Origin of the sequence: Streptomyces sp. NBC_00539, assembly GCF_036346105.1 — a bacterium.
In the GTDB taxonomy this organism is placed as follows: domain Bacteria; phylum Actinomycetota; class Actinomycetes; order Streptomycetales; family Streptomycetaceae; genus Streptomyces.
The window spans coordinates 270,916-296,998 of the sequence record NZ_CP107811.1 but is presented as its reverse complement, the minus strand read 5'-3'; the positions used below and the strand labels follow the sequence as shown (position 1 = coordinate 296,998).

At 71.0% G+C, this 26,083-nt stretch carries 20 protein-coding genes; 10 read left to right on the top strand and 10 right to left on the bottom strand.

Annotated features, from left to right (window positions below):
- Nucleotides 1-66 precede the first annotated feature (66 nt).
- Entirely contained in the window at nucleotides 67-1,200 is a 1,134-nt protein-coding gene (locus tag OG861_RS01510) for an aldose epimerase family protein (RefSeq protein ID WP_330261040.1), read from the top strand.
- 91 nt (nucleotides 1,201-1,291) lie between these two features.
- Here the strand turns inward: OG861_RS01510 and OG861_RS01505 are convergent, their stop codons facing one another.
- Nucleotides 1,292-2,368: a LacI family DNA-binding transcriptional regulator gene (locus OG861_RS01505; protein ID WP_443056723.1), complete on the bottom strand. Its 1,077-nt coding sequence runs from the start codon at nucleotides 2,366-2,368 to the stop codon at nucleotides 1,292-1,294.
- Nucleotides 2,369-2,706: 338 nt separating this feature from the next.
- Between OG861_RS01505 and araD the strand changes: the two genes are divergently transcribed.
- A complete protein-coding gene (araD, locus tag OG861_RS01500; RefSeq protein WP_330261039.1) occupies nucleotides 2,707-3,444 on the top strand; it encodes an L-ribulose-5-phosphate 4-epimerase AraD in 738 nt (245 codons plus the stop codon).
- Nucleotides 3,445-4,754: 1,310 nt separating this feature from the next.
- Here the strand turns inward: araD and OG861_RS01495 are convergent.
- Nucleotides 4,755-6,194 carry an MFS transporter gene (locus tag OG861_RS01495; RefSeq protein ID WP_329201340.1) on the bottom strand — a complete coding sequence of 480 codons (1,440 nt, stop codon included), beginning with the start codon at nucleotides 6,192-6,194 and terminating at the stop codon, nucleotides 4,755-4,757.
- A 59-nt stretch (nucleotides 6,195-6,253) separates the two neighbouring features.
- Here OG861_RS01495 and OG861_RS01490 point away from each other — a divergent pair, with 59 nt between their 5' ends.
- Nucleotides 6,254-6,781 (top strand): winged helix-turn-helix transcriptional regulator, encoded by a 528-nt coding sequence (locus OG861_RS01490; RefSeq protein WP_329201341.1) that lies wholly within the window; start codon nucleotides 6,254-6,256, stop codon nucleotides 6,779-6,781.
- 94 nt (nucleotides 6,782-6,875) lie between these two features.
- Here OG861_RS01490 and OG861_RS01485 read toward each other — a convergent pair whose 3' ends face one another.
- Nucleotides 6,876-8,279, bottom strand: coding sequence for a serine/threonine-protein kinase (locus OG861_RS01485; protein WP_330261038.1), 1,404 nt, complete (start codon nucleotides 8,277-8,279; stop codon nucleotides 6,876-6,878).
- Between the two features lie 272 nt (nucleotides 8,280-8,551).
- On the opposite strand from OG861_RS01485, the gene OG861_RS01480 reads away from it, so the two are divergent.
- From OG861_RS01480 to OG861_RS01470, 3 genes are all read left to right on the top strand, one after another.
- Complete coding sequence (locus OG861_RS01480; protein ID WP_329201345.1) at nucleotides 8,552-9,925, top strand: oxygenase MpaB family protein; 1,374 nt, start codon at nucleotides 8,552-8,554, stop codon at nucleotides 9,923-9,925.
- 168 nt (nucleotides 9,926-10,093) lie between these two features.
- Nucleotides 10,094-10,402, top strand: a complete 309-nt coding sequence (locus OG861_RS01475) for a hypothetical protein (RefSeq protein ID WP_329201347.1) — start codon at nucleotides 10,094-10,096, stop codon at nucleotides 10,400-10,402.
- Nucleotides 10,403-10,571: 169 nt separating this feature from the next.
- Nucleotides 10,572-10,754, top strand: a complete 183-nt coding sequence (locus OG861_RS01470) for a hypothetical protein (protein WP_329201349.1) — start codon at nucleotides 10,572-10,574, stop codon at nucleotides 10,752-10,754.
- A 104-nt stretch (nucleotides 10,755-10,858) separates the two neighbouring features.
- On the opposite strand, the gene OG861_RS01465 is transcribed toward OG861_RS01470, so the two are convergent.
- Nucleotides 10,859-12,313: an alpha/beta hydrolase family protein gene (locus OG861_RS01465; RefSeq protein WP_443056724.1), complete on the bottom strand. Its 1,455-nt coding sequence runs from the start codon at nucleotides 12,311-12,313 to the stop codon at nucleotides 10,859-10,861.
- A gap of 210 nt (nucleotides 12,314-12,523) precedes the next feature.
- Here OG861_RS01465 and OG861_RS01460 point away from each other — a divergent pair, with 210 nt between their 5' ends.
- The 3 genes from OG861_RS01460 (at nucleotide 12,524) to OG861_RS01450 (ending at nucleotide 15,705) form a co-directional block, all read left to right on the top strand.
- On the top strand, nucleotides 12,524-13,141 hold the full coding sequence (locus OG861_RS01460; protein WP_329201351.1) for a hypothetical protein: 618 nt from the start codon (nucleotides 12,524-12,526) through the stop codon (nucleotides 13,139-13,141).
- Between the two features lie 93 nt (nucleotides 13,142-13,234).
- Complete coding sequence (locus OG861_RS01455; RefSeq protein ID WP_329201353.1) at nucleotides 13,235-13,783, top strand: PadR family transcriptional regulator; 549 nt, start codon at nucleotides 13,235-13,237, stop codon at nucleotides 13,781-13,783.
- A 197-nt stretch (nucleotides 13,784-13,980) separates the two neighbouring features.
- Nucleotides 13,981-15,705, top strand: coding sequence for an acyl-CoA dehydrogenase family protein (locus tag OG861_RS01450; protein WP_329201355.1), 1,725 nt, complete (start codon nucleotides 13,981-13,983; stop codon nucleotides 15,703-15,705).
- Nucleotides 15,706-15,808: 103 nt separating this feature from the next.
- On the opposite strand, the gene OG861_RS01445 is transcribed toward OG861_RS01450, so the two are convergent.
- The 3 genes from OG861_RS01445 to rox all read right to left on the bottom strand — a co-directional run bounded on the left by OG861_RS01445 (nucleotide 15,809) and on the right by rox (nucleotide 19,084).
- Nucleotides 15,809-16,723 (bottom strand): NAD-dependent protein deacetylase, encoded by a 915-nt coding sequence (locus OG861_RS01445; RefSeq protein WP_330261037.1) that lies wholly within the window; start codon nucleotides 16,721-16,723, stop codon nucleotides 15,809-15,811.
- Nucleotides 16,724-16,827: 104 nt separating this feature from the next.
- Nucleotides 16,828-17,370, bottom strand: coding sequence for a GNAT family N-acetyltransferase (locus OG861_RS01440; RefSeq protein ID WP_443064446.1), 543 nt, complete (start codon nucleotides 17,368-17,370; stop codon nucleotides 16,828-16,830).
- A gap of 238 nt (nucleotides 17,371-17,608) precedes the next feature.
- On the bottom strand, nucleotides 17,609-19,084 hold the full coding sequence (gene rox, locus OG861_RS01435) for a rifampin monooxygenase (RefSeq protein ID WP_330261036.1): 1,476 nt from the start codon (nucleotides 19,082-19,084) through the stop codon (nucleotides 17,609-17,611).
- 400 nt (nucleotides 19,085-19,484) lie between these two features.
- Between rox and OG861_RS01430 the strand changes: the two genes are divergently transcribed.
- Nucleotides 19,485-20,060 (top strand): hypothetical protein, encoded by a 576-nt coding sequence (locus tag OG861_RS01430; RefSeq protein ID WP_330261035.1) that lies wholly within the window; start codon nucleotides 19,485-19,487, stop codon nucleotides 20,058-20,060.
- Between the two features lie 145 nt (nucleotides 20,061-20,205).
- Here OG861_RS01430 and OG861_RS01425 read toward each other — a convergent pair whose 3' ends face one another.
- The 3 genes from OG861_RS01425 to OG861_RS01415 all read right to left on the bottom strand — a co-directional run bounded on the left by OG861_RS01425 (nucleotide 20,206) and on the right by OG861_RS01415 (nucleotide 25,850).
- The gene (locus OG861_RS01425) at nucleotides 20,206-22,386 is read right to left on the bottom strand and encodes an FG-GAP-like repeat-containing protein (protein WP_330261034.1); all 2,181 of its coding nucleotides are present in this window, start codon (nucleotides 22,384-22,386) and stop codon (nucleotides 20,206-20,208) included.
- Nucleotides 22,387-22,441: 55 nt separating this feature from the next.
- Entirely contained in the window at nucleotides 22,442-23,950 is a 1,509-nt protein-coding gene (locus OG861_RS01420; RefSeq protein ID WP_330261033.1) for a transglycosylase family protein, read from the bottom strand.
- Between the two features lie 76 nt (nucleotides 23,951-24,026).
- The gene (locus OG861_RS01415) at nucleotides 24,027-25,850 is read right to left on the bottom strand and encodes a C40 family peptidase (protein ID WP_330261032.1); all 1,824 of its coding nucleotides are present in this window, start codon (nucleotides 25,848-25,850) and stop codon (nucleotides 24,027-24,029) included.
- Between the last annotated feature and the right edge of the window lie 233 nt (nucleotides 25,851-26,083).

Here is a 26,083-nt window from a genome sequence, read left to right as displayed (position 1 = left end):
GCGCCGCGACCACGGCTCGTTTCCCGGCGCGCCCCCCTGTGGACCGACTTCCAGGAAAGAGCCGCCATGGACCACGCATACGAATCCGTCCGCCAGGACGCCGAGGGCGCCGAGCCCAGGCCGACCGTCGGCTGTCCGCCGACGGTCCACCCCCTGCGCCTGGACGATGAAGGACCGGGGGAGAGGTGGCGGTTCGGCTTCCCCGGACGGGCCTGCGCGGAGGTCCACACACGCGGCGCCCGCCTCCATTCCCTGACCCTGCCGGACCGCTGGGGCCACATCGCCGACGTGGTGCTCGCCGCCCGCGACCCCGGTGCCCGCGCGGGCTCCGCACGCTACTTCGGTGCGACGGTGGGCCGTTGCGCCAACCGGATCGCGCGCGGCCGGCTCGTCGTCGACGGCGTCACGCACCGGCTCGCCACCCAGGAGACCGGGCACACGCTGCACGGGGGTCCCGACGGCTTCGACCAGCGCGTGTGGCGGTGCGAACCCTTCCACTCCGCGCACCGCACCGGTCTCCGCCTGTTCCTGCACAGCCCCGACGGAGACCAGGGATTCCCCGGCGCCCTCGACGTCCGCGTCACCTACACGCTGGACCGGGGCGACAACCTGACCCTGTCGTACCAGGCGGTCGCCGACGCGCCGACGATCGTCAACCTCACCAACCACGCCTACTGGAACCTCGAAGGGGAGGGGTGCGGCGACGTCCTGGCCCATCACCTCCAGGTCGAGGCCCCCCTGTACACCCCCGTCGACGCCGAGCTGATCCCCGACGGCCCGCACCGCTCGGTCAGGGGCACCCCGTTCGACCTTCGCCGGCCCCGGCGGCTCTCCGACGTCCTGACCCATGCCGATGAGCAACTGGCCCTCGCCGGTGGCGGCTTCGACCACAACTGGGTCCTCGGCGGCGCCCGGCGACTCCGTCCTCGGAAGGCCGCCGTGTTGTACGCCCCCGCATCCGGCCGCCGCATGGACGTGCGCACCACGGAACCGGGCCTCCAGGTCCACACCGCCCAAGGCCTGACCGGTGACATCACGGGCAAGGGGGGCAAGCCCTACCAGGCCTACGCGGGGGTCGCGCTGGAAACCCAGCACTTCCCCAACTCGCCGAACCGCCCCGACTACCCGACGGTCCTCCTGCGCCCGGGCGAGCCGTACCGGTCCAGCACGATCCACAGTTTCACAACCGTCATCGCCTGAGAGGGGCGGCGTCGGCCCTGTCCGCACCGACAACACGTCGGTGCCCGGGCCACCTACCCCCGGGGAAGGGGCAATCCCTGGGCGATGGGGGTCATGAGCTGGGGGGACCGATCCTGCGGGCCGTACTGGCGCGCACGATGAGCTCGGGCGCCACCACCAGGTGTGTCGACTCGTCGGTCCGGCCTTCGATGTGGTCCAGGAGCAGGCCGATGCTGTCGCGGCCGAGCGAGGCGAAGTCCTGACGGATGGTCGTCAGCGGGGGTGGGAAGAACTCCGCCTCGGGGATGTCGTCGAAGCCGGCGACCGCCACGTCCTCCGGCGTGCGCAGGCCCGCTTCCCGCAAGGCCCGTAGGACACCGAGGGCCATCTGGTCGTTGGCGACGAACACCGCGGTGAGGCCCGCTCCCTGTCCCCGTGACGCCCGGACCCGGCCCGCGAGCTGCTGGCCGGCCTGGTATCCCGACAGCGGACTCCAGTCGCCGCGCAGCACGGGCGGCACCTCGGCGCCGGCATCTCGTAGCGCGTCCTCCCACCCCTGCGTGCGGGCCTCGCTTTCGAGCCAGTCGGCGGGGCCTGCGACGTGCCAGACGGTGGCGTGGCCCGACGCGAGAAGATGTTCGGTGATCATGCGAGCCCCGAGGCTCTGGTCCAGCGACACCCCTGGCAGGTCGAGGGTGTGACCGCCTTCCACGGTGACCACCGGGCACGGGGCCTCCAATGCAGCCAGGGCCCTCACCGCGGCGCGTTGGGGAGTGACGGCGACGATCCCCTCGACGCCCCACCCGGCGAGGTGCTGCATGGCTTCGGCGAGGGCCGTCTGCGTGGCGGTCCGCAGTGTGACGGCGGACGTCAGATAGCCGCGGTCGCGAGCCGCCTCCTGAACTCCCGCCACGGTGCTGGCGGGCCCGTGCAAAGTGGTGTTCACCGCGATGACGCCCAGCGTGTGGGTCCGGCGAGTGGCCAGGGCCCGTGCTGCCGAGTTGCGGCGGTACCCCAGCTGCTCGATGACCTGCGTCACGGCGGCCCGGGTCTTGGCGCTGACGTTCGGGTGGTCGCTGAGCACGCGTGAAACGGTCTGGTGGGACACGCCGGCGACGCGCGCGACGTCCGTCATGGTGGGCGCTCGCGAGACGTCTGGGAGCTGGGTCAACTCTCTTCCTTTCCTCATCGAGCGGCCTTCCCTCACGGTACCGAACCAGCCGCGGCCCGCACACATCTCGGGCCGACCGGGAGATCGGCGGCCAGGCAGCGATGTTCGCGTTCACATTATGCAGCGTTGGCCCCGTGGCGTGGGCAGGAATCTGCTCGTAACTCTTGAGATTGCTGCTTGTTAGCGCTCACAATTCGATCAGGGTAGCTGGGGAAGGTGGGATGGCTGCGGTAGCGCAGCCGCCATGCCTGGTGCGGCCCCCGATCAGTCCAGCCCACTCATGCGCGACTGCGGGGCCCGCCGGCAGCCGGTTCCGGGGAAACCGCCGCGCATGTCAGACAGACGGTGAGAGCTTAGTGAGCGAGAACCATCTCAAGGACCTCCGTCGCGAGGTCCTCGCAGCCAACCTGCGCATCCCGGAGGCCGGTCTGGCCACCCTCACCTGGGGAAACGCCAGCGGAGTGGATCGAGACGCCGGCGTCTTCGTCATCAAGCCGTCCGGGGTCTCCTACGCCGACCTCACCGAGGACGACCTGGTGGCGGTGGCGCTGGAGGACGGGCGGGTCGTCGACGGGCACCTCAAGCCGTCCACCGACACCGAGACCCATCGGTGCCTCTACCGGGCCTTCCCCTCCATCGGCGGCGTCACCCACACGCACTCGACGCACGCCGTCGCCTTCGCCCAGGCGCGCCGCCCGATCCCCGTGCTCGGCACGACACATGCCGACACCTTCAACGGGCCCGTACCCGTGACGGCGGATCTCACTGCCGAGCAGTGCGCGCAGGACTACGAGTACAACACCGGACAAGTGATCGTCGCCCGGCTCGACGGCGACCCCCGGCGGGCCGAAGAGGTCCCCGGAGCGCTCGTCTCACGGCACGGCCCCTTCACCTGGGGCGCCACCGCGAAGGCTGCGCTGGAGAACGCCATCGTCTGCGAGGCCGTGGCGGAGATGGCGCTGCACACGCTGGCGCTGGGGTCCCACCTGGGGGACGCCTCCGCACCGCCGAGGCATCTGCTGGAGAGGCACTTCACCCGTAAGCACGGTCCGGACGCCTATTACGGCAACACCCCTCCCGCCCCGGGCATCTGAGGCCGCGCACCGCCACGCGGCGTGAGATCCTGCCCAACCGTCCGACAGCCGCGGCTCGAAAGCCAGCGGGACCTCCCGCGGGCGTCCGGCGTCACGGTTCACGCGCTTGACGCGATCGGCCGGGGGAGGGAGGCGTCAGGGGTGGGTGCGGTCCGGCCCCGCTTGACCTCGCGGAGCCGGAGCCGGAGCAGCGGCCGACCGATCCGAATGGGCCGCACGTGTGCAGCCGGCATCGCCCGTCGGCTTCCGAGTGCGGTGATGACCTCATCACGCAGACGAGGCACCTCGCCGGGTGCTTCCCACGTTGCCCCTGGGGTTGCTCCGGGTCGGTGTACATCGGAAATCTGGGGTTGTGCCCCGAAGAGGGGTGTTCGCCGCGAAGTCCTGGTCGGCGCCCAGCTCGCGGGCGGCCGCGACGGTGGTGTGTTGTGCAGGTCGCTTGCGTGCCGTCCGGGTCTCGGCCGGGAGGTGGGTGGGGAAGCGGGCGGCCTCGCACACGACCGGGCAGGGCCGTCGGCGCCACCCTGGCAGCCGGTGCCGATGCCGACCAGGAGCACCAGCTCGTCGGCCGCACACGTCGTGTGGCCGTCCGCCCGTGGGCAATGCGGGCCGTGCGCGGCCGCAGACTGACAGGCGGTCCCCTTCGGGTCGGGCGGGCGGCACGCTTGCCGGGGCGTCGGATGGCCTCGTCCCCAAGGCACGGGAAGGGCGGCCGGCAGGGCGGCAGGCGGCTGGTGCGCCTCGCCGCCCGGGTCCTGGAGACGGGTGGCAGAAGCGCGTTGACCCGGGCGTGGTCACGGGCGCGCGCTTCCGCCGCCCGCAGGACGAGTGCGCCCACTGGGCGGGCGGCCTCACCATCGCCGACGCCATGGTGCTGGTCGTGTCGACCACCTGCACTTCGGCCGCCGGCCCGCGCTCACCATCTGCCGCAGCGGCGCGTGCCGGATCGCCCGCGTCGACACCGTGCCGGGGTGCGAGCTTCGCTGGGACATGGGGCGTATGGGTCTCCGTCACGGGCTGGCGCTGCCGCCGGTCATCGATTTCGCGCCCCCGACATCCGTCCGTCCAAGTCATGGCGGTAGTCGGCCTGCTTCGGACGGAGAGCAGGCCAACAACCGGTACGGCCAGCAGAATTGACCGGCCATCCGCTGGCTGGCACGGCTCCGACGGACCGCATCCCACTGTCCAAGAACACCGGCCCACCGTCCTGAACCACCCATGGAGCCGAACCTGGTGGCCTACGGGCGCCGGCGGCTGGACCCGCGGCCGGAAACACCCCGTCCCGTCCGTCGACGGGCGGGACCCGCTTCTCAGGCGGCGCCGACCTTCGCGGACTCCGCTACGTCGGTCGTCTTGGCGGCGGCCGGTCGCGGTGTGCGGACCAGCGGTACCGACGCGCACGCGGCGAGCAGGGACGCCGCGGCGACCGCGTACCAGCCGTGCCGGAACGCGGCGACAGCGTGTCCGGGGGCCGGGGTGCCGAGGATGCCGACCAGGATCGCGACGCCGAGGACCGCGCCGAGCTGGCGGCCCATCGAGGTGATGGCCGAGCCGGTGGCGAAGCGGCCCGGCGGCAGGGCGGCCGCCGATGCCCCGGTCAGGACCGGGAGCGTCATGCCGACGCCGAGGCCGGTCAGTACCATGCCGGGCAGGAGCGAGGTCGCGTAGGCGGAGCCGGTGTCGAGCGTCGCGGCCCACCACAGAATGCCGGTCGCGAACAGGACGGTTCCCGCCAGCGCGATGCGGCCCGCACCGAATCTGGCGACGGCGGGCCCGATCAGCAAGGCGACCGGTGGCACCAGCAATGGCCCCGGCGCGATGGCGAAGCCGGTGCGCAGAGCCGAGTAGCCCCAGACGCCCTGGCACCACAGCACCGTGCCGAGCAGCATTCCGGCGAAGGCGACGGTGAAGAGCGTCAGGGCGGCCGCCGCGGAGGCGAACGACGGAACCCGGAGCAGCGGCAGCTCGACGATGGGCGCGGGGTGGCGGGCCGAGCGCACGACGAACCAGACGCCGAGCAGCACCGCGGCAGCCAGGCCGCCGAGGGTGCCGGCGCTCATCCAGCCCCAGTCGGGCGCCTTGACCAGGCCGAGCGCGAGCGTTGCGATGGATCCGGTGAGCAGGGCGGCGCCGAACAGGTCGGGCAGCGGACTCTTCTCCGCCCCGGCGCGTCCGGGCGACGGCAGCACCTTGACGCCGAGCGCGAACGCCGCGACCCCCACCGGCACGTTGACGAGGAACACCCAGCGCCATCCGGCCTCGACCAGCAGCCCTCCGACCACCGGCCCGAGTCCGGCGGCGATCCCGCCGATCGACGCCCAGGCCCGCACCGCCCCGGCGCGCTTCTCGGGCGCCGTCGTATCGAGCAGCAGCGCGAGCGACGTCGGCATCAGCAGCGCAGCGCCCGCGGCCTGCACGAGCCGTGCCGCGACCAGCGTCCCGACGTGGGGAGCGAGGGCGCAGCCGGCCGAGGCGAGGGTGAACACCGCCAATCCGGTCAGGAAGACCGGCTTGTGGCCGGAGCGGTCGGCGACGCGGCCGGCGACCACGAGGAGTGCCGCGAAGACGATCGCGTAGCCGTTGAGGACCCAGGAGAGGGAGCCGAGGCCGCTGCCGCCGAACGAGTGGCCGATCGCCGGGAGGGCCACGTTGACGATGAAGAGGTCGAGGTTCGACATGAAGACCGCGGCCGTGACCGTCGCGAGCACGGCTCGGGACGCCGCGCGTGAGTTTGAAAATCCAACTGTCATGGACCGGAGGCTAGCGGTGTGAGTTTGAGAACGCAACGGACTCGGGGGATGATGGGGAGGTGACCTCGAACGTGAAGCAGGGCGAGAACTCGGTTCCGCACCCCGAAGTGCCCGGCCGGCCGTGCTCCGTGGCCGCCGCGCTGCAACTCGTCGGCGAACGCTGGGCCCTCCTGGCGATCCGCGAGATCTTCTACGGCAATCGGCGCTTCGACCAGATCGTCCGCAACACCGGCGCCCCCCGCGACCGTCTCGCCGCCAGGCTGCGCGCACTGGAGGAGGCGGGCGTGGTCGAGCGCCGCGCCTACAGCGAGCGCCCGTTGCGCTTCGAGTACCACCTCACGGAGGCCGGCCGGGATCTCGCGCCGGTGATGCGCGCGCTGCTGGCCTGGGGTGATCGCTGGGCGGTGGACACCCCGCCGGTCGCGTTCCGGCATCGGGGCGGGCCCGGCTCCGAGCACGACGCCGAGCACGACCTCGATCTGACGTCGACGTGCCGTACCTGCGGTGAGGAGGTCGGGTCGGGAGGTCTCACGATCGACGTGCGGGCGCCCGGATGGGATCGGGCCGGGCCGGTCGAAGCCTCCTGAACTCGACAGCGACCAGGTGTGGGCTGGAGAAGGGCTCGCCCGTTCCGTAAGCGGGGTGGTGGCGGCTCAGTGCCCCAAGCAGGCCTTCACCGTCTCATTCCGACGGCGCCTTCTCCTTCTCCCTGCCCTTTTCCTTTTCCTTCTTCCCGTTGCTTCCCTTGTTTCCGGCCTGCTGCTCCTTCTCCTTGGGCGCCGGCCCGTGGCCCGTTTGACGGGGGTCGACACGGGGGTCGACGGAGGTCGAGGCAGCAGTACCGGCAGTGGATGTCCGGTTACGGGCCCCGGCAGCCTGGGCCCCGGCAACCTGGGTCGCGGTGCCCGGGGTGGTGGCGTCCGAGCTCGTGGCCCCGGGCGCGGAGGGAGCGGGCGCCGCGGGCGTCGTGGGTGTGAGCGACGGACGCGCGACCGCCTGGGGCGTCGTCGGCCGGCTGCCGGAGGGCGCGTGGGAGGAGTCGGTCGCCCCTACCAGGAGCACGGACGCGCCGACCACGCTCGCGGCCAGCGTGACGACTCCCGCGGTACGGCGGGACGGGCGGCGCGGGCGCTTCTGCGGACCGGAAACATGCGGGAGGTGGCCGAGCGGGCTGGGTGCGCGGTGCGTGTCCGATACCGGCTCCGCCGGAACGGCGGTGGGAACCGGACGCACCGGCATGCCCCGGGGTGGCTTTCGCACCGCCCCGAGGCTTTGCAGGGTCAGGTGTACGCGGGCGGCGTCGGGGCGTGCCTGCGGGTCCGGATCCGTCATCGCCCTCAGCAACCTGCCCAGGCCGCCGGGTATCCGCTCGGGCACCTCAGGAGGACGCAACAGCGGGGCGACACCGATCTCGGCGGGCGTGCCCACGTACTCGCGGACGCCGGTGAGCGCTTCCAGCAGTGTCAAGCCCAAGGCGTAGACGTCGCTCGCCATGCCCGCCCCCTGGCCGCGCAGCTGCTCGGGAGCCATGTAGGCGAGCGTTCCGACGAGCGTTTCCGGTTCGCTGCGGGAGTGGTCGTCGACGGCACGGGCGAGCCCGAAGTCGGCCAGGAAGGGGGAGCCGTCGTCGCTGAGCAGGACGTTGGACGGCTTGATGTCGTGGTGGATGATGCCGTGCGCATGGACGTGGTCAAGGGCCGACGCGATCTCGGTACCGAGCCGGATGACGTGTACGGGGCTCAGGGGACCGGCATCTATACGGGTGCGCAGGGTGATGCCGGGTATCAACTCCGTCACCATGTAGGCCCCTTGTCCGTGGCGGTCGATGTCGTACACGGTGACCAGGGCGCGGTGGGAGAGCCGGGCCAGGGTCTGCGCCTCGTCACAGAAGTGGTCGGCGGTGACGGTGTCGGCTCCGGGGCGGAAGAGTTTGACCGCCACCTCTCGTTCCAGGACCTGGTCGACACCGCGGAACACGTCCGCCGTCCCGCCGGAACCGATGAGGGCTCGAAGCCGGTAGCGGCCTCCGAGCAGGGAGCCGAGCGGGGTCTGCACTGCGTGGGCCGAACTCGGGCGCGCCGACATGCGGGACCTCCTCTACTCGCCGGCATTACGCCGCGCTTACCCCACGGACGGCGGGCTACGCAGTCCGGCGATACCGGTGGGCGCCGGCTCGGCGCCGGCGCCTCACGGAGGGTTCACCGCCGGGATTCGGGGCTGATGCGGGTGCTGAGAGGCGTGTGGGTGTTCGGGGAGACGCACGTCAGGGTGGTGGGTGGGGCGGGATGGCGAGTGGCGGCGTTGTAGGGGTGATGTGGTTTCTCTAGTGAGACGGGGAGTCTCCTGTGCCCTCTGCGGTGTCAACTGAAGTCGAGACCCTGTTAAGGCGGACGCTCGGAGAGCGGCGGATCGGGCTGGTGGCCTGGCGGTTGCTCGTGTTGCAGATCGCGCATCCTGTCGTCGCGGCCGGAATGGCCCGGTACTCCACCTACCGCGCGCACCCGTGGCGGCGGATCGAGCACACCATGGAGAGCGGGAGTCGGCTGTTCTTCGCCGGGCCCGAGGAGCGGCTGCTGGAAGTGGCGCGGCTGGCCCGGACGCACCGCCGGATCCAGGGGACGGACGCGGCCGGACGGGCGTACTCCGCCGAGGATCCCGAGGTGCGCGGCTGGGTGATGGTGACGCTGTACGAGGCGATGACCACCATGCGCGAGCTGGGTGGCGATCCGCTGTCGGCGCGTGAGCTCGACGTCCTGTACGGCGAGTTCCTGGAGGTGTGCGGGGCGCTGGGGATTCCCGGTGAGGCGGTCCCGGCGAGCGCCGCGGAGGTGGCCGCGTACGTCGACCGGCATGTGCGGGAGGTGCTGGAGTACGGCGACGAGGTCCGCCACATGCTCTACGAGATGCTGCGCGAGGCCCCCGTACCGCGGCGGCTGGCCGGGCTGGGGCCCGCGTGGCCGGTGGTGCGGGCGGTGATCGCATGGACTCTGACCACCCTGACCGTCAGCGATCTGCCGCCGGCCTGGCACGAGCGGTTCGGGACGTCCCGCGGGCGTGTGGGCGCCGCACTGTCGTGGAGCCTGCACCGCGGACTGCGGCACGCCATGAACCTCGCGCCGGACCGCGTGCGCTACCGCCACCGGTCCGAGGCCGGCGGCGCACCGCCCGCGCGCGTGCCGCGGCCGAGGGGCGTCGACTCCCGTCCGGCCCGGCTGGAGACCTTCTTCCGTCAGGTGCTGGACCAGACCGGAAACGGCCGCGTCGACTCCGCCGACCTCCAGGCCATGGTCCACACCATGTGCTGGCGGCTCGAACTGCCCGTGGAGCGGGAGGACACCGTGTACGCCGCGTTCGAGGGCTGGTGGCAGCAGTTGCGCCAGAGCTCTGACGCCGACGGGGACGGCGCTGTGACGTGCGCGGAGTTCGTCGGCGCGATGCTGGCCGGGGTGGACGAGGACCCTGAGTACCTGGAGAAGGGGTTGGTACCCGCGGTGCGGGCACTGTTCCGGGCTGCCGACAGCGACGGGAGCGGGTACCTGGGCCCGGACGAGTACCGGGTGCTGTTCGGCGGCACCCGAGTGCACCCGGCCGAACTCAACGACGGCTTCCGGGAACTGGACGCCGATGGAGACGGGCGGATCGACGAGGAGGAGTTCGTCGCCGCGTTCGCCCAGTTCTTCACCGCGCGGAGCGAGGCCGTCGCCGGCACGGCGCTGCTGGGACGAGCCTGAGCGTGGGAGTCGGGCGGCGGGCTTACGGGCCCGCCGCACCGCCCCGGAGGGTGAATGCCGAGGGCGTCGCCAGGCAGGGAGGTCCTCCCGCCCCGCAGGGTGTGGCATCAGGGGGATCGGGTGGAGTGTGAGAGCGGTGCTCGGGGGCGGAGCTGTCAGCCTGGGAGGATGAGCGAATCGGGTGAGGCATCCTCCGCGCAGTCGGACGAACAAGTCGTCGAACGGCTCGTGCCGGTCTGGCTGCGTGAGGCGGCGGTGCATGGTTCCCCCACGGCCGACGAAGCCGGGAAGGACTGGGAGCACCGGCGTCTGTCGGGCGAGGCCGCGCGCGAGTTGGCCGATTGGGTGACGGCTCGTGTCACCGATACGGCGTTCAATGAGGAGGAGGGGCCGACTCAGACGGGACCCACCCGCATCAGCGTCTCCGACAAGTCGGCCGTCCACCGTTGGCTCGCCGCCCAGGGGCATCGCCTCTGAAATCGCCTCGGAAGTGGGGCCGCTGCCCGTGAGGCCGTCCACCGGGCTCCGTCGTGTTCGCCCCCCTCTGGCGCGCCCGTACGGACCTGATCGCTGCGGGGCTGCCGCGTCGCCCGCATGGGGCCGCAATGTGCGGGCAGACGCGCCCCACCTTCTGGAAGGAGCAGTGATGCTTGGTATCGCAGCCGCGGTCTTGTTCTTCATCAGCTTCCTGATCAACGCGGCGGAGATCTCGACGAACCACGTGTTCTCGTCCGGCAATTTCATGGTCCTGGGCCTGATGCTGCTCGCCCTCCACGTGGCAGGCGTAGGCAGCGCTTGGACCGCGACCACCCGTCGCCGTCGCCGCTGAACCTCGCAGGCGTCGTCCAAATCGGTGACGTGGCTTCCGCACCGTGCCGAACAGCCGGCGACGCGCGGGATCGGTCGTGCCCCCGGCTGCGGCGGCACGGCCGATCAGCGGTTGCTGCCCGGGCGGTAGACGCTGAGGTCGCCGTAGGCCGACAGGGCGCCGGACAGGTCACCGGGGTCGTGCCGCAAGGTGGTGTTCAGGAAGGCGAGGGTGGTTGCGGCGACGACGCGCGGGCTCTCGGTGCGGCCCAGTGAGCCGACGATCGAGGGCACCGGCGGCAGGTACAGGGGGGCGTCCGTGAAAGTGAGGTGCGCGGCGCCGGGGAGGGTGAGCCGGTAGCTCGTCGCGGTGCTGCGCTGGAGGACCTCGGTGAGGCGGGGTATGTAGCGCGGGTCGGTTTGCGGGCCGATGGCTTGGGTGAGCGCGAGCGCCGGCTGGTGGAAGGGACGCGGATCGGGGTCGCGGGGGTAGCCGTCCATATTGATGACGGCGGCGAACCGGCTGTCCTGGCGGGCTGCTTGGAGGGCTGCGCCGCCACCGAGGGAGTGGCCGGTCGCCGCGGCCCGGCCGGTGTCCAGGTGTCCGGTCAGCGGGCCGGCGATCTCACCTCGGTCCAGCCGCTCCAGCTGGGTGAGGACGAAGCTGAGGTCTGCGGCCCGTATGCGCGTGGTTTCGGCGGCTCGTTTGTCGTCTTCGTCGTCGTCGCCGGTGGAGGCGATCTCGGTGTTGATCGTCCGGCCGTCGGTCAGGACGACGGCGGCGGAGTCGTAGGGGTGGTCGAGGGCGGCGACCACGTAGCCGTTGCCGGCCAGTTCCTCCGCCCAGGCGGTGTTCTGTGTGCGCACTCCGCCCAGCCCGGGGGAGAACAACACGACGGGGAACCGTCCCGCGCCGTCGGCCACCGGGGCGTCGAAGACCGCATGGGTGTGGGCGCGCGGAACACCGTCGACCAGGAAGCCCGGGAGGCCGGCGTAGCGCGCCAGGGCGTCGGAGACGGTGCGTGCCTCCTGCTGTGTGCGGCCCAGGTACTGGGCCGGCTGCGTACCTGCGGGGCTCTTCCGTGCGGGGTACCAGAGCTGGACGACGACCGTGCGCCGGTCGTCGGGCGTGGCGGTGGCCGTCTCGGGGCGGTTCGGGTCGGTCCACTGCACCACGCGGGTGCCGACCGCGAAGTTGCCCGTCGGTTCGGGGAACACGGGTACGGGACAGGCCCAGGCGGCTACAGGCCCTGCGGCGATCAGGCCGACGCAGACCACCGCCCCCGGCAACGCCAGCCACCACCGGGCCCGCCCCACCGGCCGGCCGGGACGGCGACGCAGCAGAGGAGGTACGGCGAACGGCAACGTGAGGGCGCCGCCTGCCAGTACCGGCAGCATCTGCCAGCGGAGCCCCACCACGCTCAGCACGAGCACGGACAGTACGAAACCCGATCCCGCCGCGATCGTCACGCGTGGGCGGGCGGCGGGAGGCAGCCAGCGCGCCACCACCAGCGCAACGGCACCCAGCAAGGCAAGGATTTCCAGGGGGGACATGTGCAGTCCCGTGATGATCTCGGTCACCCGCCCATCCTTGGTGCGGGGCAGCCCCACCACATCGCTCCCGGGTCGCCGTCAGGTGCAACCGAAGTCGCAGTCCGAGGCACGCCCTCTGCGACCAAAGTCGCATCCAGGCACCGACCCGGTCGGGGGCGCCGGCAGCGTCTCGCTCAACGTAGGCATCCGGCGGAAGGCCGCGGGGTCCGGAGATCGGTGACCGGTATGCTCCGGGACATGGGGCTGGACATCAACGTGCTGATCGCGGACTGGTCCTGGCTCGGCGAAGCCCCTGAAAACGGCAGGCTGTCGAAACTGAGGAACGCCTGGTACGCCGAGGAGACCGGGCTGTGGGACGACGACGCGCCGGTGGTGGAGGGTGACTGGCACTGGCCCCGAGGTCCGCACCGCGCCGCGTTCTCCGTCTACGAGTTCCGGAACACCCTCGGTTCGTTCAAGGCGCACTTCTGGGCCGGGGAGCGGTGGGAGTCCGCACGCGATCACACCGACCGGCCGATGCGTGCCGAGTTGGACGCCTTGCTGCGCGGGCTGATCTGGGGAGGGATGGACGGCGAGGCCGAGCACGTCGATCCGGGCTTCTTCTGCCCCGACCCCGCCGTCAACTACGGCGTGTTGCTGGCGCGTTCGCCGGACAGCGTGCGCGAATTGGCCGCGACATCGGAGCGGCTGCGCCCCCGGCTGGGCGACCTGCGTCCGGCCTTCGACCGGTACGCCGCCACCCCGGGGGCATGGGTCTGCGACTTCGACGAGTTCGCCGACCTGCTGGAGGACTGGGACCGCGTCCTGTCCGAGGCGGCGCGGCGGGGCTGGGGAGTCGTGGGGCTGAGCCAGTAGGGACGTCGGGCGCGGGCGGCCCCGGGGGTGAGGCGTGTCTCATCGGTCCGGTGGCGCTTGTCCATGCAACGAGTTGCATATAAAGATCGGGGTATGGCGCTAGAGCACGCGATCCTCGTCTCCCTGCTGGAGCAGCCGGGCTCCGGCTATGAGCTGGCCCGGCGGTTCGACCGGTCCATCGGCTACTTTTGGACCGCGACCCATCAGCAGATCTACCGTGTGCTCAAGCGCATGGAGAACGACGGCTGGATCGAGGTCCGCGCTGTTCAGCAGCAGGCCAGGCCGGACAAGAAGGAACACTCCGTCACCCCGGCCGGCCGCGCCGCCCTCTCGGCCTGGCTCCGCGACCCCGTCCAACCCGACAGCGTCCGTCACGAGATCGCCGTCAAGATCCGTGGCGCGGCCTTCGACGACCCGGCCGCGCTGATCAGCGAGGTCGAGCGGCACCACCAGGCGCACGCCGACCGGCTGACCCACTACCTCGCGGGGGAGCTGCGGGACTTCACCGGCCCGGAGGCTCCCGCCGCGCCGGACACCGGTGAGGAGCTGCAACACGTGGTGTTGCGCGGTGGTATCGCCTACGAGCGGATGATGCTCGCCTGGCTCGAGGACGTCCTTGCCACGCTCCGCCGGATCGCCTAGACCGCCGGCCGGGCGCGCGAACGGTCCGGCCCACCCGGCCGCTCCGGCAGCCCGTCGTCGGGCGTGCACCACCTCGCCACCGTCCGTCCCCGCCACGCCGCAACCGCCCGACGAGCCCCCCCCGACGCTTCCCCATCCCCGTGTCCCCAGCCCCCGACAGAGCCCGGACCGCACCCGGGCCCGAAAGGCGAACCCTCATGACCGACACGCTGCTGTTCAACCCGCACACCTATGACCCCGCCCACTTCGACCCCGAGACCCGCAGGCTGCTCCGCGCCACCGTCGACTGGTTCGAGGCCCGCGGCAAGCGCAAGCTGATCGAGGACTACCGCTCGCGGGCCTGGCTGGCGGACTTCCTCGCGTTCTCCGCGAAGGAGGGCCTCTTCGCGACCTTCCTGACCCCGGCGCCCGAGGCCGGCGACGACGAGCCGGACAAGCGCTGGGACACCGCGCGGATCGCCGCCCTCAACGAGATCTTCGGCTTCTACGGCCTCGACTACTGGTACGCCTGGCAGGTCACGATCCTCGGTCTCGGCCCGGTCTGGCAGAGCGACAACGCCGCCGCCCGCTCCCGCGCCGCGCAACTCCTCGGCGAGGGCGAAGTGTTCGCGTTCGGCTTGTCCGAGAAGACGCACGGCGCCGACATCTACTCCACCGACATGCTCCTGGAGCCCGACGGCGAAGGCGGCTTCCGCGCCCGCGGGTCCAAGTACTACATCGGCAACGGCAACGCCGCCGGCCTCGTGTCCGTCTTCGGACGCCGCACCGACGTCGAGGGGCCCGAGGGGTACGTCTTCTTCGCCGCCGACAGCCGTCACCCGGCCTACCACCTGGTGAAGAACGTCGTCGACTCGTCCAAGTACGTCAGCGAGTTCCGCCTCGACGACTACCCCGTCCGGGCCGAGGACGTCCTGCACACCGGCCGCGCCGCCTTCGACGCCGCGCTCAACACCGTCAACGTCGGCAAGTTCAACCTCTGCACCGCCTCCATCGGCATCTGCGAGCACGCGATGTACGAGGCCGTCACCCATGCGCACAACCGGATCCTCTACGGCCGCCCCGTCACCGCCTTCCCGCACGTGCGCCGTGAGCTGGCCGATGCCTATGTCCGACTCGTCGGCATGAAGCTGTTCAGCGACCGTGCCGTCGACTACTTCCGCTCCGCCGGTCCCGACGACCGCCGTTACCTGCTCTTCAACCCGATGACCAAGATGAAGGTGACCACGGAGGGCGAGAAGGTCATCGACCTCATGTGGGACGTCATCGCAGCCAAGGGCTTCGAGAAGGACGCCTACTTCGCCCAGGCGGCCGTGGAGATCCGCAGCCTGCCGAAGCTGGAGGGCACGGTCCACGTCAACCTCGCGCTGATCCTCAAGTTCATGCGCAACCACCTGCTGGAGTCCGCCGACTACGCGCCCGTGCCGACCCGCCTCGACGCGGCCGACGACGCGTTCCTCTTCCGCCAGGGGCCCGCGCGCGGCCTGGGCTCCGTACGTTTCCACGACTGGCGGCCGGCCTTCGACGCGTACGCCTCCCTGCCCAACGTCGGCCGTTTCCGCGAGCAGGCCGACGCCCTGTGCGAGTTCGTCAAGACCGCCGCCCCCGACGAGGAGCAGAGCCGTGACCTCGACCTCCTCCTGGCCGTGGGCCAGCTCTTCGCCCTGGTCGTCCACGGCCAGCTGATCCTGGAGCAGGCACGCCTGTCGGGCCTGGACGAGGACGTGCTCGACGAACTGTTCGCCGTCCTCGTGCGGGACTTCTCCGCCCACGCGGTGGAGCTGTACGGCAAGGACTCCGCGACGGCGGACCAGCAGAGCTGGGCGCTCGGGGCGGTTCGGCGCCCGGTCGTCGACGCCGACCGCGCGGCGCGCGTCTGGGCGCGCGTGGAGGCACTGGCCGGGGCGTACGAGATGGCGCCCTGACGAGACGAGACGAGACGAGACGAGACGAGACGAGACGGGGCCCGGCGCGACGCGGGGCGGCCCCGCGTCGCACCGGCCCGGCGCCGGCGGCCTTGAGTTCCCCTCAAGGCCGCCGTGCCGGCCCCTCCGATCGGGCGTCCAGCGGGACGTCCAGTCGCTCGGCCACCGTGGTGAGCGTGGCCCCCAAGGGCAGCGCGACCCGGGTGACGGCGTGCCGGTCGCCCCGGGTCGGATCCCGGTTGACGATCAGGACGGGCTTCCCGGCCCGGGCCGCCTGGCGGACGAACCGCAGCCCTGACATCGCCGTCAGCGAGGAGCCCAGGACCAGCAGCGACGTGGCCGCCTCGACCAGGCCGCGGCAGTGCTCGACCCGAGGCGGCGGAACGCTCTCGCCGAAGAACACCACGTCCGGCTTGAGGACGCCCCCGCACTCGTGGCAGGGCGCCACGCAGAAGTCCCCGACCTGCTCGTCGGTGAGGTCGGCGTCGCCGTCCGGGTTGAGTGCCGCCGCCACCGGCGCGAAGCCCGCGTTGGCCTCCTCCAGCCGGTGGGCGAGCTCACGGCGCGAGGTGAGGGCGCCGCAGGAAAGGCAGATCACGCGCTCCAGGCTGCCGTGGAGTTCCACCACGCCCTCGCTCCCGGCGGCCTGGTGCAGCCCGTCGACGTTCTGGGTGATCACACCCGAGAGCAGGCCCTGCCGCCCGAACGCCGCCACCGCCCGGTGCCCGGCGTTGGGCAGGGCGCGACCGAACGTGCGCCAGCCGAGGTGGCTGCGTGCCCAGTACCGGCGCCGGGCACGGGCACTGGCGGTGAATTCCTGGTAGGTCATCGGGGTGTGCCGACTCAGGCTCCCGCCCTCTCCCCGATAGTCGGGGATGCCCGACTCCGTGGAGATGCCCGCCCCGCTGAGCACCAGCACACCACCGCTCCTCAGCGCGTCGACGACCGGCGCCGGCTCCGTGGTGCCGGGGGGCGGGTCCTCGGTGGGCGTCCAGCTCAGAGTGGGGCGCGTGCGCATGCTGCCAGCGTACGGAACGGGTAGGACAACGGCGCGGGAGCCGGACGGCGGGGCGGTGACGGTCGCGGGCGGGCGGTACGGCGTCCCTCGCGGCGGGGGAGGCCTCAGGAGCGGGTGCGTCCCCATGTCTGCAGGCTGTAGGGCCGTCCCTTCTCCTCACCGGTGATCAGCGGCACGTCGAGCAGGCGAAAGCCCGCCTTGGTGGCCACGGCGACGCTGGCGGCGTTCTCCGCCTCCAGTTCCAGGATCACCTGCTCCGCGCCCAGTTGCTCGAAGGCGTAGGCGGACATGATCCGGACGGCTCGGGCCGCCAGGCCTCGGCCGCGGTGCGCCGGGCCGACCGCGTAACCGATCTCGGTTCCCTCCGGAGCGCGCCGCAGCATCACCTCGCCGAGCGGTGCCCCGCCGTCGACGGTGATGGCGAGGAGGATGGTCGTGCCTTCCGCCCGCAGCTTGCGGTCCCGGTCCAGGCGCGCGCGGGCGGCCGCGGCGTCGAAGGGGGAGACGATCGGTGTCCAGTAGGCGATGTCGGGGTGATCGAAGAGTCCCGGCATCGCGGCCAGGTCCGCCTCCGTCCAGTCCCGTAGGACGAGGCCTTCTCCCTTGAGCTCGATCCGCTCCGGAAACGACGGGTTCGTGCTGGTCATGATGGGGTTCCTCCGCGGCCTGGTCCGACGAAGCAGGGTAACCGCGGACAGGTGGCGGGGGCACACGGATTCCGGCACTCCCGGAGTCCGGCCGGCCGGCGCGGCAACAGCTTCGACTGCGCGGCGTGACCGGCCGGGCACCATTGGTCGCCGCCACCTGGCTCGCCGCCCACGGCATCCAGGTCGCACGAGTCCTGACGGAAGGGCCGCGGGTGCGGGGAGGCGTGCGGCGGTGCGGTCAGGTCGTGGCGGCGCCGAACCATGCGGGGAGGTGGGCGAGGAGATCCTGCTGGTCCTCGCCGACCCAGGCGACGTGGCCGTCCGGTCGCAGCAGTACCGCGGGCGCGTCGAGTTCCTTGCTGACGTCGACGACGTGGTCGACGCGGTCCGCCCAGCCCGCCACCGAGAGGCGGCCGGTCTGGTCGAGGAGCAGGCCGCGTCCCTCGTGCGTCAGGTCGTACAGGCGGCCCCGCTCCAGCCGCACGTCCCGCAGCCGGCGGCCGAGGAGGTCGTGGCCCGTGCCGAAGTCGTAGCGGATCGCGATCGCGGTGATCTTCTCGATGAGGTACCGGTTCACCTCCTCGAACTCCACCAGTTCCGCCATCAGCCGGCGCACCGCCTGCGCACCCGGCTCGGACGACATCAGCTGGATCTGCGCGCGCGTGTTGTCCAGTACGTCGGCCGCCACCGGGTGCCGTTCGGCGTGGTAGCTGTCGAGCAGGCCTTCCGGTGCCCAGCCGGAAACCTCCGCGGCCAGCTTCCAACCCAGGTTGAACGCGTCCTGGATACCGAGGTTGAGGCCCTGGCCGCCGGTCGGCGGGTGGATGTGCGCCGCGTCGCCGGCCAGCAGCACCCGGCCGACCCGGTACTGCTCGGCCTGCCGGGTCGCGTCGCCGAAGCGGGAGAGCCAGCGCGGCGAGTGGGCGCCGAAGTCGGTGCCGCCGTACGCCCGCAGCTGCTGCTTGAACTCCTCCAGGGTCGGCGCGGCGGCACGGTCCTCTGCCACCCCCTCCGCGGGCACGATGACCCGGTATTCCCCGTCCTCCATGGGCATGGCACCGAACCGCACCTGGGTCTTGCGCACTTCGGCCGTCACTGCGGCCAGGGTCTGCGGCTCCACATCGAGCTTCATGACGCCCAGCAGCGTCTCGACCCGGGACGGTTCGCCGGGGAAGGCGACACCGAGCAGCTTGCGCACCGTGCTGCGGCCACCGTCGCAGCCGACGACGTAGCGCGAGCGCAGCCACGTACCGTCGGCCAGCTCGACGCTCACACCCTGGTCGTCCTGGTCCAGCCCGGTCACCTCGCAGCCGCGCCGGATCTCGGCGCCGGCCTCGACGGCGTGCTCGGTCAGCAGCCGCTCGGTGGTGGTCTGCGGGATGTGCAGGACGTAGGGGTGCGCCGTGTCCATGTGCTCCGGCCAGGACTTGGCGAGCCCGGCGAAGAAACCGCCGACCATGTACTGCTTGCCGAGCGCGAGGAACCGGTCCAGAAGACCGCGCTGTGCCATGACCTCGATGCTGCGGGCGTGCAGCCCCTGGGCACGGGACTGCCGGGTCGGCTCCGTCTCCTTCTCCAGTACGAGCACCCGTACGCCGTGAAGGCGTAGCTCGCAGGCCAGCATCAGGCCGGTCGGGCCTCCACCGGCCACGATCACGTCTGCGTCCAGGTCTGTGTCCACGTCTGCGTTCACGGCCATGTCTGTGTGCGTCATGAGAAGCCCCCATCGAGCGTGTTGCCAACGCCCGGCTGCTGTGTGCCCGCCGACCGCCTTGTAGGCCATCGAGCGCGTGCGTACGTCGTCAGTCCCCGATGTGCGGCAATTTCCGGGTCGGTCGGAGATTCTGCAACATCATCGGGGCCTTGCCGCAAGGCCCCCTGTGCGCTATATCTTGATAGTGGCAAGGAGTGGGCAACGATCTCCTTGCCTTTCTCATGCGTGCTGTGGGCTGCGTCCTAGGAGCCGCCGGCATCCCCGGCGATGGCCAGGGGCAAGGCGCCGAGGGGAGGCGTGCACCCCGGTCACCGCGAAGCCGAAGTGCACCTGTAAGTGCTGCCGGGCGCCGAGCATGTGTGAAACTTCCTCCGAATGATCACTCGGGGGGAGTTCCGCGTTGAACGCGCTGTTGAAGAGGGTGTGGATCGGGCTGGCCGCGACCTTGATCGTGAGCCTGGCCGCCGTGGCCCTGCCGGACCACATCCAGATAAACGACGACGGGCGCATTCACCTGGGCGCGCCCGCGTCCACGCCGTCCCCGTACACGGCGCCGCCCACACCGGAGTCCACGTCACCGCCCCTCACACGGGAGGCCGTGGACGAGGTGATCCGGACCGCGGTCAGCGCGGCGGGCCTCGACCCGGCGCAGGGCCGTCCGACCGTCCCGGCCGGCGCCGACTCGAACAGGACGGGCTGGATGGCCGTCCGCGAGAAGACCGCCGCAAAGTCGGAGATGCACGCGATCTGCGCCGACCTGGAGCGCCAGGGCTGGGTGCTGAACCCGAACGGCGACAGCGCCGACGCCTCACGCAGCTACAAGCGCGGGGGCTGGCACCTACTGGTGAGCACCCGCGGGAAGACCCAGGCACCGTCCAACACCCTCAGTGACTCCCAGACCTACCTGACCATGACCGGGCTCCAGCTCAACCTGTCCGACATACCGCTCCCCGAGATCACCGTCAGCATGCGCTGACCACGCACAGCAGCCCACCCCGTCTTCGCCTTGCCTTGCACATGCCAGTTTGGAGCGGGCCCGTACGACGCTGTCGGAACGGGCTGAACGTCTGCGGGGGCCGGCGTCTCCCCCGAGGGATACGCCGGCCCCCGCCGCGGGCAGGTCAGCCGTTCAGGCTGCTGTCCCAGTACCGCCGGGGTGCGCCGAACTCCGCACCCCGGCTGGTGAACGCCCACAGGCGCGTCTGGTTCCGGCCGTTGGACGCGTTGCCGCTGTCGTACAGGACACCGAGGTCGACCCGGCCGTCGCCGTTGAAGTCGCCGGCCGCCGGGCTGCTCGCCGCCCAACTCCAGCTGTCACCGCCGTCGGCGCTGTCCCACACCTTGCGCGGACCTCCGAAGCCGTTCCCCGTGGCGGAGAAGGTCCACAGTCCGGTGCGGTTGCGGTCGCCGGTCCGGCCGTAGTCGTAGAGGACGCCGAGGTCGGCCCTGCCGTCGCCGTCGAAGTCCCCGGCGACCGGCTTGCTCGCCGCCCAGTTCCAACTGTCCGTGCTGCTGTCCCAGACCTGCCGGGGACCGGCGAAGCCGTTCCCGGTGGCGGTGAACGTCCACAGTCCGGTGCGGTTGCGGTCGCCGGTCCGGCCGTAGTCGTAGAGGACGCCGAGGTCGGCTCTGCCGTCGCCGTCGAAGTCCCCGGCGACCGGCTTGCTCGCCGCCCAGTTCCAGCTCTTGACGGGATCGGTCCGGCTGTCCCAGAGCTGCCGCGGGTTCTTGAACCCGGTGCCGGTGCCGGTGAAGACCCGCAGCCCCGTACGGTTGCTGCCGCCGGAGGAGCCGTAGTCGTACAGGACGCCTACGTCGGCCTTGCCGTCGCCGTCGAAGTCCGCGGCCACCGGCTTGGAGGCGTTCCAGTTCCAGTCGGGGTTCGCGGGGTCGTCCTGGCTGTCCCAGGCCTTGCGCGGGGCCTCCACCCCCTGTGCCGTGCCCTTGAACGTCCACAGTCCGGTGCGGTTGCGGTCGCCGCTCCGGCCGTAGTCGTAGAGGACGCCGAGGTCGGCCTTGCCGTCGCCGTCGAAGTCGCCGGCGGTCAGGGTGCTGGCCGCCCAGTTCCAGCTGTCGGTACCGCTGTCCCAGACCCGGCGCGGCGCTGCGAACCCCGTGGCGGTTCCGGAGAACATCCACAGACTCGTCTGGTTGCGCCCGTCCGCCGACTTGCCCTGGCCGCTCAGCACGGCGAGGTCGGCCCGCCCGTCGCCGTTGAAGTCGCCGGCGACTTCGGTGTGCTTCACGGGCCGGAGGTGGCCGATGACCGGGGCGTGGTCGGAATAGCCGTTGGGAGGACCGCTGTTGCTCCGGTTCTCGGTGGTGTCCATCAGGGAGCGGTCGACGTCGCAGGCCGTGAAGGGGCTGCCCGACTCGCTCCGGGAGGCGAAGATGTGGTCGCGCTTGCGCAGTTGGTGGCCGCCCTGCGCGCTCCAGGAGTGGTGGGTCACCTCGTTCACCTCGTCCCCGTCGCCGTAGGCCCTGCGGTCGCACTCGTCGAAGGCCTCGGAGATCGGCTGGAGGTCGGGGCTGCCGGGGAACATGTTGAAGTCGCCACCGAGGACGATCTGGTTGCGGTCCGGCCAGATCGCGCTCTTCACGTTCTGGATCTGTCCCGACCGGCGCGGGTCGGCACCATCGGCGAGGATGTGGGTCGTGCAGGCACGGGGCGACCACCCTTCGACGCGTACGCACAGGATCGGCAGCGTCTGCAGGTCTCCGCCCGAGGGCACGGTGTTGACCGCGGTGACCTCGCTCACCCGCCCCTTCACCGCGATGCCCACGCCCAGCTCTCCGCCGAGCCCGCCCCGGCAGTACGTCGTCCCGTCCGGCCGGGCTCCTTTCGCGTGCTCGATGGACCATCCGGTGCCCAGGGCCGCGCGCAGCCGCTCCATGTGGCTGCCGGGTGCTTCGCCGCAGACCTCCTGGAGCATGATCACGTTGGCGTCGTGTTCCGCTGCGACCCGGGCGATCTGGTCGACTTTCTGCTGCGGTTCGTTGCGGTAGGCGCAGAACCCGTCCTCGCCGCGGACGCCGCCGGCCTCACCGCAGATGTTCCAGGACACCACGCGCAGTGCCGGCTCGGCCAGCAGTGCCGGCGCGGCCGCGGCCGTGCCGGGGGCCGGTGCCTGTGGTGACCGGGCGGACTGCGCGTCCTGCGGGACGGCCGCCGTCAGCGTCGCCGTCGCGGGCGTCGCAGTGGTGAGCGTTCCGGCGTACAGGGCGCACAGAGCCGAGGCGGCCAGGGCCGCCCCCCGACCCTTTTGCGTTCCTCTTCCTCGTCCGCTTTCTTTCGTTTTCACGGTAACCACGGTCTCCTTCCGTGAGGGTTCACGATCGCCGTGAGCCAGGGCCGGCTCAGCCGGCCTTGGACGCGCCCCACCGCCAGCTCTTGACGGCGTCGTCCTTGCTGTCCCAGAGCTGCTTCGGGCCCGCCAGACCGCGTCCTGCGCTGGGGAACGTCCACAGCCCCGTACGGTTGGCGCCGTCGGTGACGCCGTAGTCGTACAGCACGCCCACCTCGGGCAGTCCGATGCCGGTGAAGTCCCCGACCACCGGCTTGCTCGCGGACCAGTTCCAGCTGCGGAGGGGATCGTCCTGGCTGTCCCAGGCCTTGAACGGGGCTTCGTAGCCACGGCCGTTGCCCAGGAAGAGGAACAGCTTGGTGCGGTTGCGGCCGTCCTCGGTGCGGCCCATGTCGTACATCACGGCGATGTCGGTCGTGCCGTCGTTGTCGAAGTCGTCGGAGACGGGCTTGCTCGCACTCCAGCTCCAGCTCTCACGACCGCTCGTCCAGAGCTGCTTCGGGCTGTCGAAGCCGCTGCCGTTGCCGGTGAAGGCCCACAGCGCCGTGTGGCTCACGCCGTCGGTCCTGCCGTTGTCGTACAGGACGCCGATGTCGGGCTGTGCGTCGAGGTTGAAGTCCCCGACCGTCAGCTTGCTGCCGGTCCAGGACCAGCTCTTCACGGCGTCCGTCGAGCTGTCCCACACGAGGCGGGGGCTGTTGAAGCCGCTGCCGTTGCTGCTGAAGGTCCACAGCCCGGTCCGGTTCACCTCGCCGGTCCGGCCGTAGTCGTAGAGGACCGCGAGGTCGGCCTTGCCGTCGTGATTGAAGTCGCCGGTGACCGGCTTGCTCGCGGACCAGTTCCAGCTCCGGACGGGGTCGTCCTGGCTGTCCCACACCTTGACGGGGGCGTTGAAGCCGTGGCCGTTGCTCGTGAAGGTGAAGAGCTTGGTGCGGTTGCGGCCTCCCTCGGCGGTGCCCATGTCGTAGAGCACGCCGATGTCGGCCTTGCCGTCGCCGTTGAAGTCACCGACGGTCAGCTTGCTGGACGCCCAGTTCCAGCTGTCGGAGCCGCTGTCCCAGACCTTCTTGGGGCTGGTCAGGCCCGTGCGGGAACCGCTGAAGATCCAAAGCCCGGTGCGGCTCACACCCCCCTCGCGGCCGTAGTCGTACAGGACCGCGACATCGTCCCGGCCGTCGCCGTCGAAGTCCCCCTCGGTCCGGTCGGCGGAATCCTCCTGGCCCGCGGAGACGTCGGGGAAGGGCGGCTGGTGGTCGTCGGCCAGGCCCGCCTTCCACCAGCAGTTCGGCCAGGCGTTCAGGCCCTGGCCGGCCAGCACCTTCTCGCCGATCCTGATCTGCTGTTCCTTGGTGGCCTGGTACGCGTACGGCGCGTACTCGGTACCCCCGTACTCCACCCAGGTGTTCGGATCGAACTGCAGACCGCCGTGGTAGCGGCCCTGGTACGCCCAGTTCCCGCTGCTCTCGCACTGGGCCAGCTTCTCCCAGGTGGTCACGGAGGCTGCATGCGCCTGGGTGGGGGAGACGAGGGCCAGGGCCAGCCCTGACACGGCCGCGGCCACGGCGCCGGCGTGCCTTCTGTTCCTGCTCGGGGAAAACCTCACGTTCTGCCTCTCTCGGGTGGTCGGATGGGGTGGGTCAGGCGGTCTTGCTGGCGGCCCAGCTCCAGCTCTTCACGGCGTCCGACTGGCTGTCCCAGCCGAGGCGGGGGCTGCTGAACCCGCTGCCGGTGCTGGTGAACGTCCACAGCCCGCTGCGGTTGACGTCGTGCGTCCTGCCGTACTCGTAGAGGACGCCGATGTCGGCCTTGCCGTCGCCGTTGAAGTCGCCGGTGACCGGCTTGCTCGCGTCCCAGTTCCAGCTCTTGACCGGGTCGTCGTTGCTGTCCCACAGCTTCTTGGGGCTGTTGAAGCCGCTGCCGGTGCTGGTGAACGTCCACAGCCCGGTGTGGTTGCCGGTTTCGGCGGGTCCGTAGTCGTAGAGGACGCCGATGTCGGCCTTGCCGTCGTGATTGAAGTCGCCGGTGACCGGCTTGCTCACGTCCCAGTTCCAGCTCTTGACCGGGTCACCCTCGCTGTCCCACACCTTCTTGGGGCTGTTGAAGCCGACGCCCGTGCTGGTGAACGTCCACAGCCCCGTGCGGTTCCCCCTGTCGGTCTGGTCGTAGTCGTAGAGGACGCCGACGTCGGCCTTGCCGTCACCGTTGAAGTCGCCCACGCTGAGCTTGCTGGCCGACCAGTTCCAGCTCCTGACCAGGTCGTCGTTGCTGTCCCACAGCTTCTTGGGGCCGACGAAGCCGCTGCCGGTGCTCGTGAACGTCCACAGCCCGGTGCGGTTGCCGCCTTCGGTGGAGCCGTAGTCGTAGAGGACGCCTACGTCGGCCTTGCCGTCACCGTTGAAGTCGCCCACGCCGAGCTTGCTGGCCGACCAGTTCCAGCTCTTGACCGCTGCGTCCTCCTGGCTGTCCCACACCTTCTCGGGGGCGCTGAACCCGTTGCCGTTGTTGGCGAAGGTGAAGAGCTTGGTGCGGTTGCGGCCGTCCTCGGAGCGGCCCATGTCGTACAGGGCGGCGATGTCCGCCCTGCCATCGCCGTTGAAGTCGCCGACGGTCAGCTTGCTCGACGCCCAGTTCCAGCTGTCGGAGCCGCTGTCCCAGACCTTCTTCGGGCTGTTGAAGCCGCTGCCGTTGCTGCTGAACGTCCACAGTCCGGAGTGGCTCCGCCCGCCCTCGCGGCCGTAGTCGTAGAGCACCGCGACGTCATCGCGGCCGTCACCGTCGAAATCGCCCTTCACCCTGGAACCGTCCTCGGCCGCCGGGGTCTGTTCGTCGTCCACGATGTTGTCGAGCCGGATCGGCTGGTACTCCGAGGAGCGGGAGAAGTAGGCGTAGGGGATCACGCGATGGTGGACACCGGTCCCGCTGAATTCATATCCCCAGTAAGCGGACTTGGAGGCGTCGGTCCACTTCTCGAAGAGCACGATGTGGCCGTACTTATCGGGATGGTCGTTGTTGAGCGCGTCGCCCGGCTTCAATTCGTCCTTGGTGATCGCGTGGGCGACGCCGGACGGGAGGAATTCGGGGGTGGCTCTCCCGGGGCCGGGCAGCCCCCAGGCCATCGAGACGTAGCCGGAGCAGTCGGTGCGCCATCCTTGGTAGGAGCCCCCCATGTTGTACGGCAGACCCAGGCCGACCCAGGTGGCGGCCCGCTTGAGGACCTCGCTGCGGGTGATGGGCTGAGCTGCGGCGATGGACGCCGCCAGGCTCCCGTCTCCGGACCCGGAAGTGGTGGGGCCCTGACCCGGACTGGGGTAGTCGTCCGCGGCCGAAGCGGCGCCGGCCGCGCCGGGGGAGGGGGAGTCGGCGTTCGCGAGGGGGGCCGTCAGGCCGACCAGTCCCAAGGCCAATGCGGTGGTCAGCACCGCGGCGGTGTTCGTCGTACGTGAAATTCCAGACGTCTTCATGTCGGCTCTCTGTTTTCGGGCAGCCTTCGGCGCACCTGAGTGCCCTGGGTTTCTGCCGTCGCGTCACGGTTCGTCGACGGCAACTGCCGTCATCGCATTGACGCGTGTGGTCCCAAAGATGTGACAGGAACACGAAAAAAGTTCGCCGGACGCCGCCATCACCGTCCGGTCGGCGTACAGCTGGGCCGGCATCAGCAGGTCCTCCCGACCCCAGCCCTCACCCAGCGCGTCGG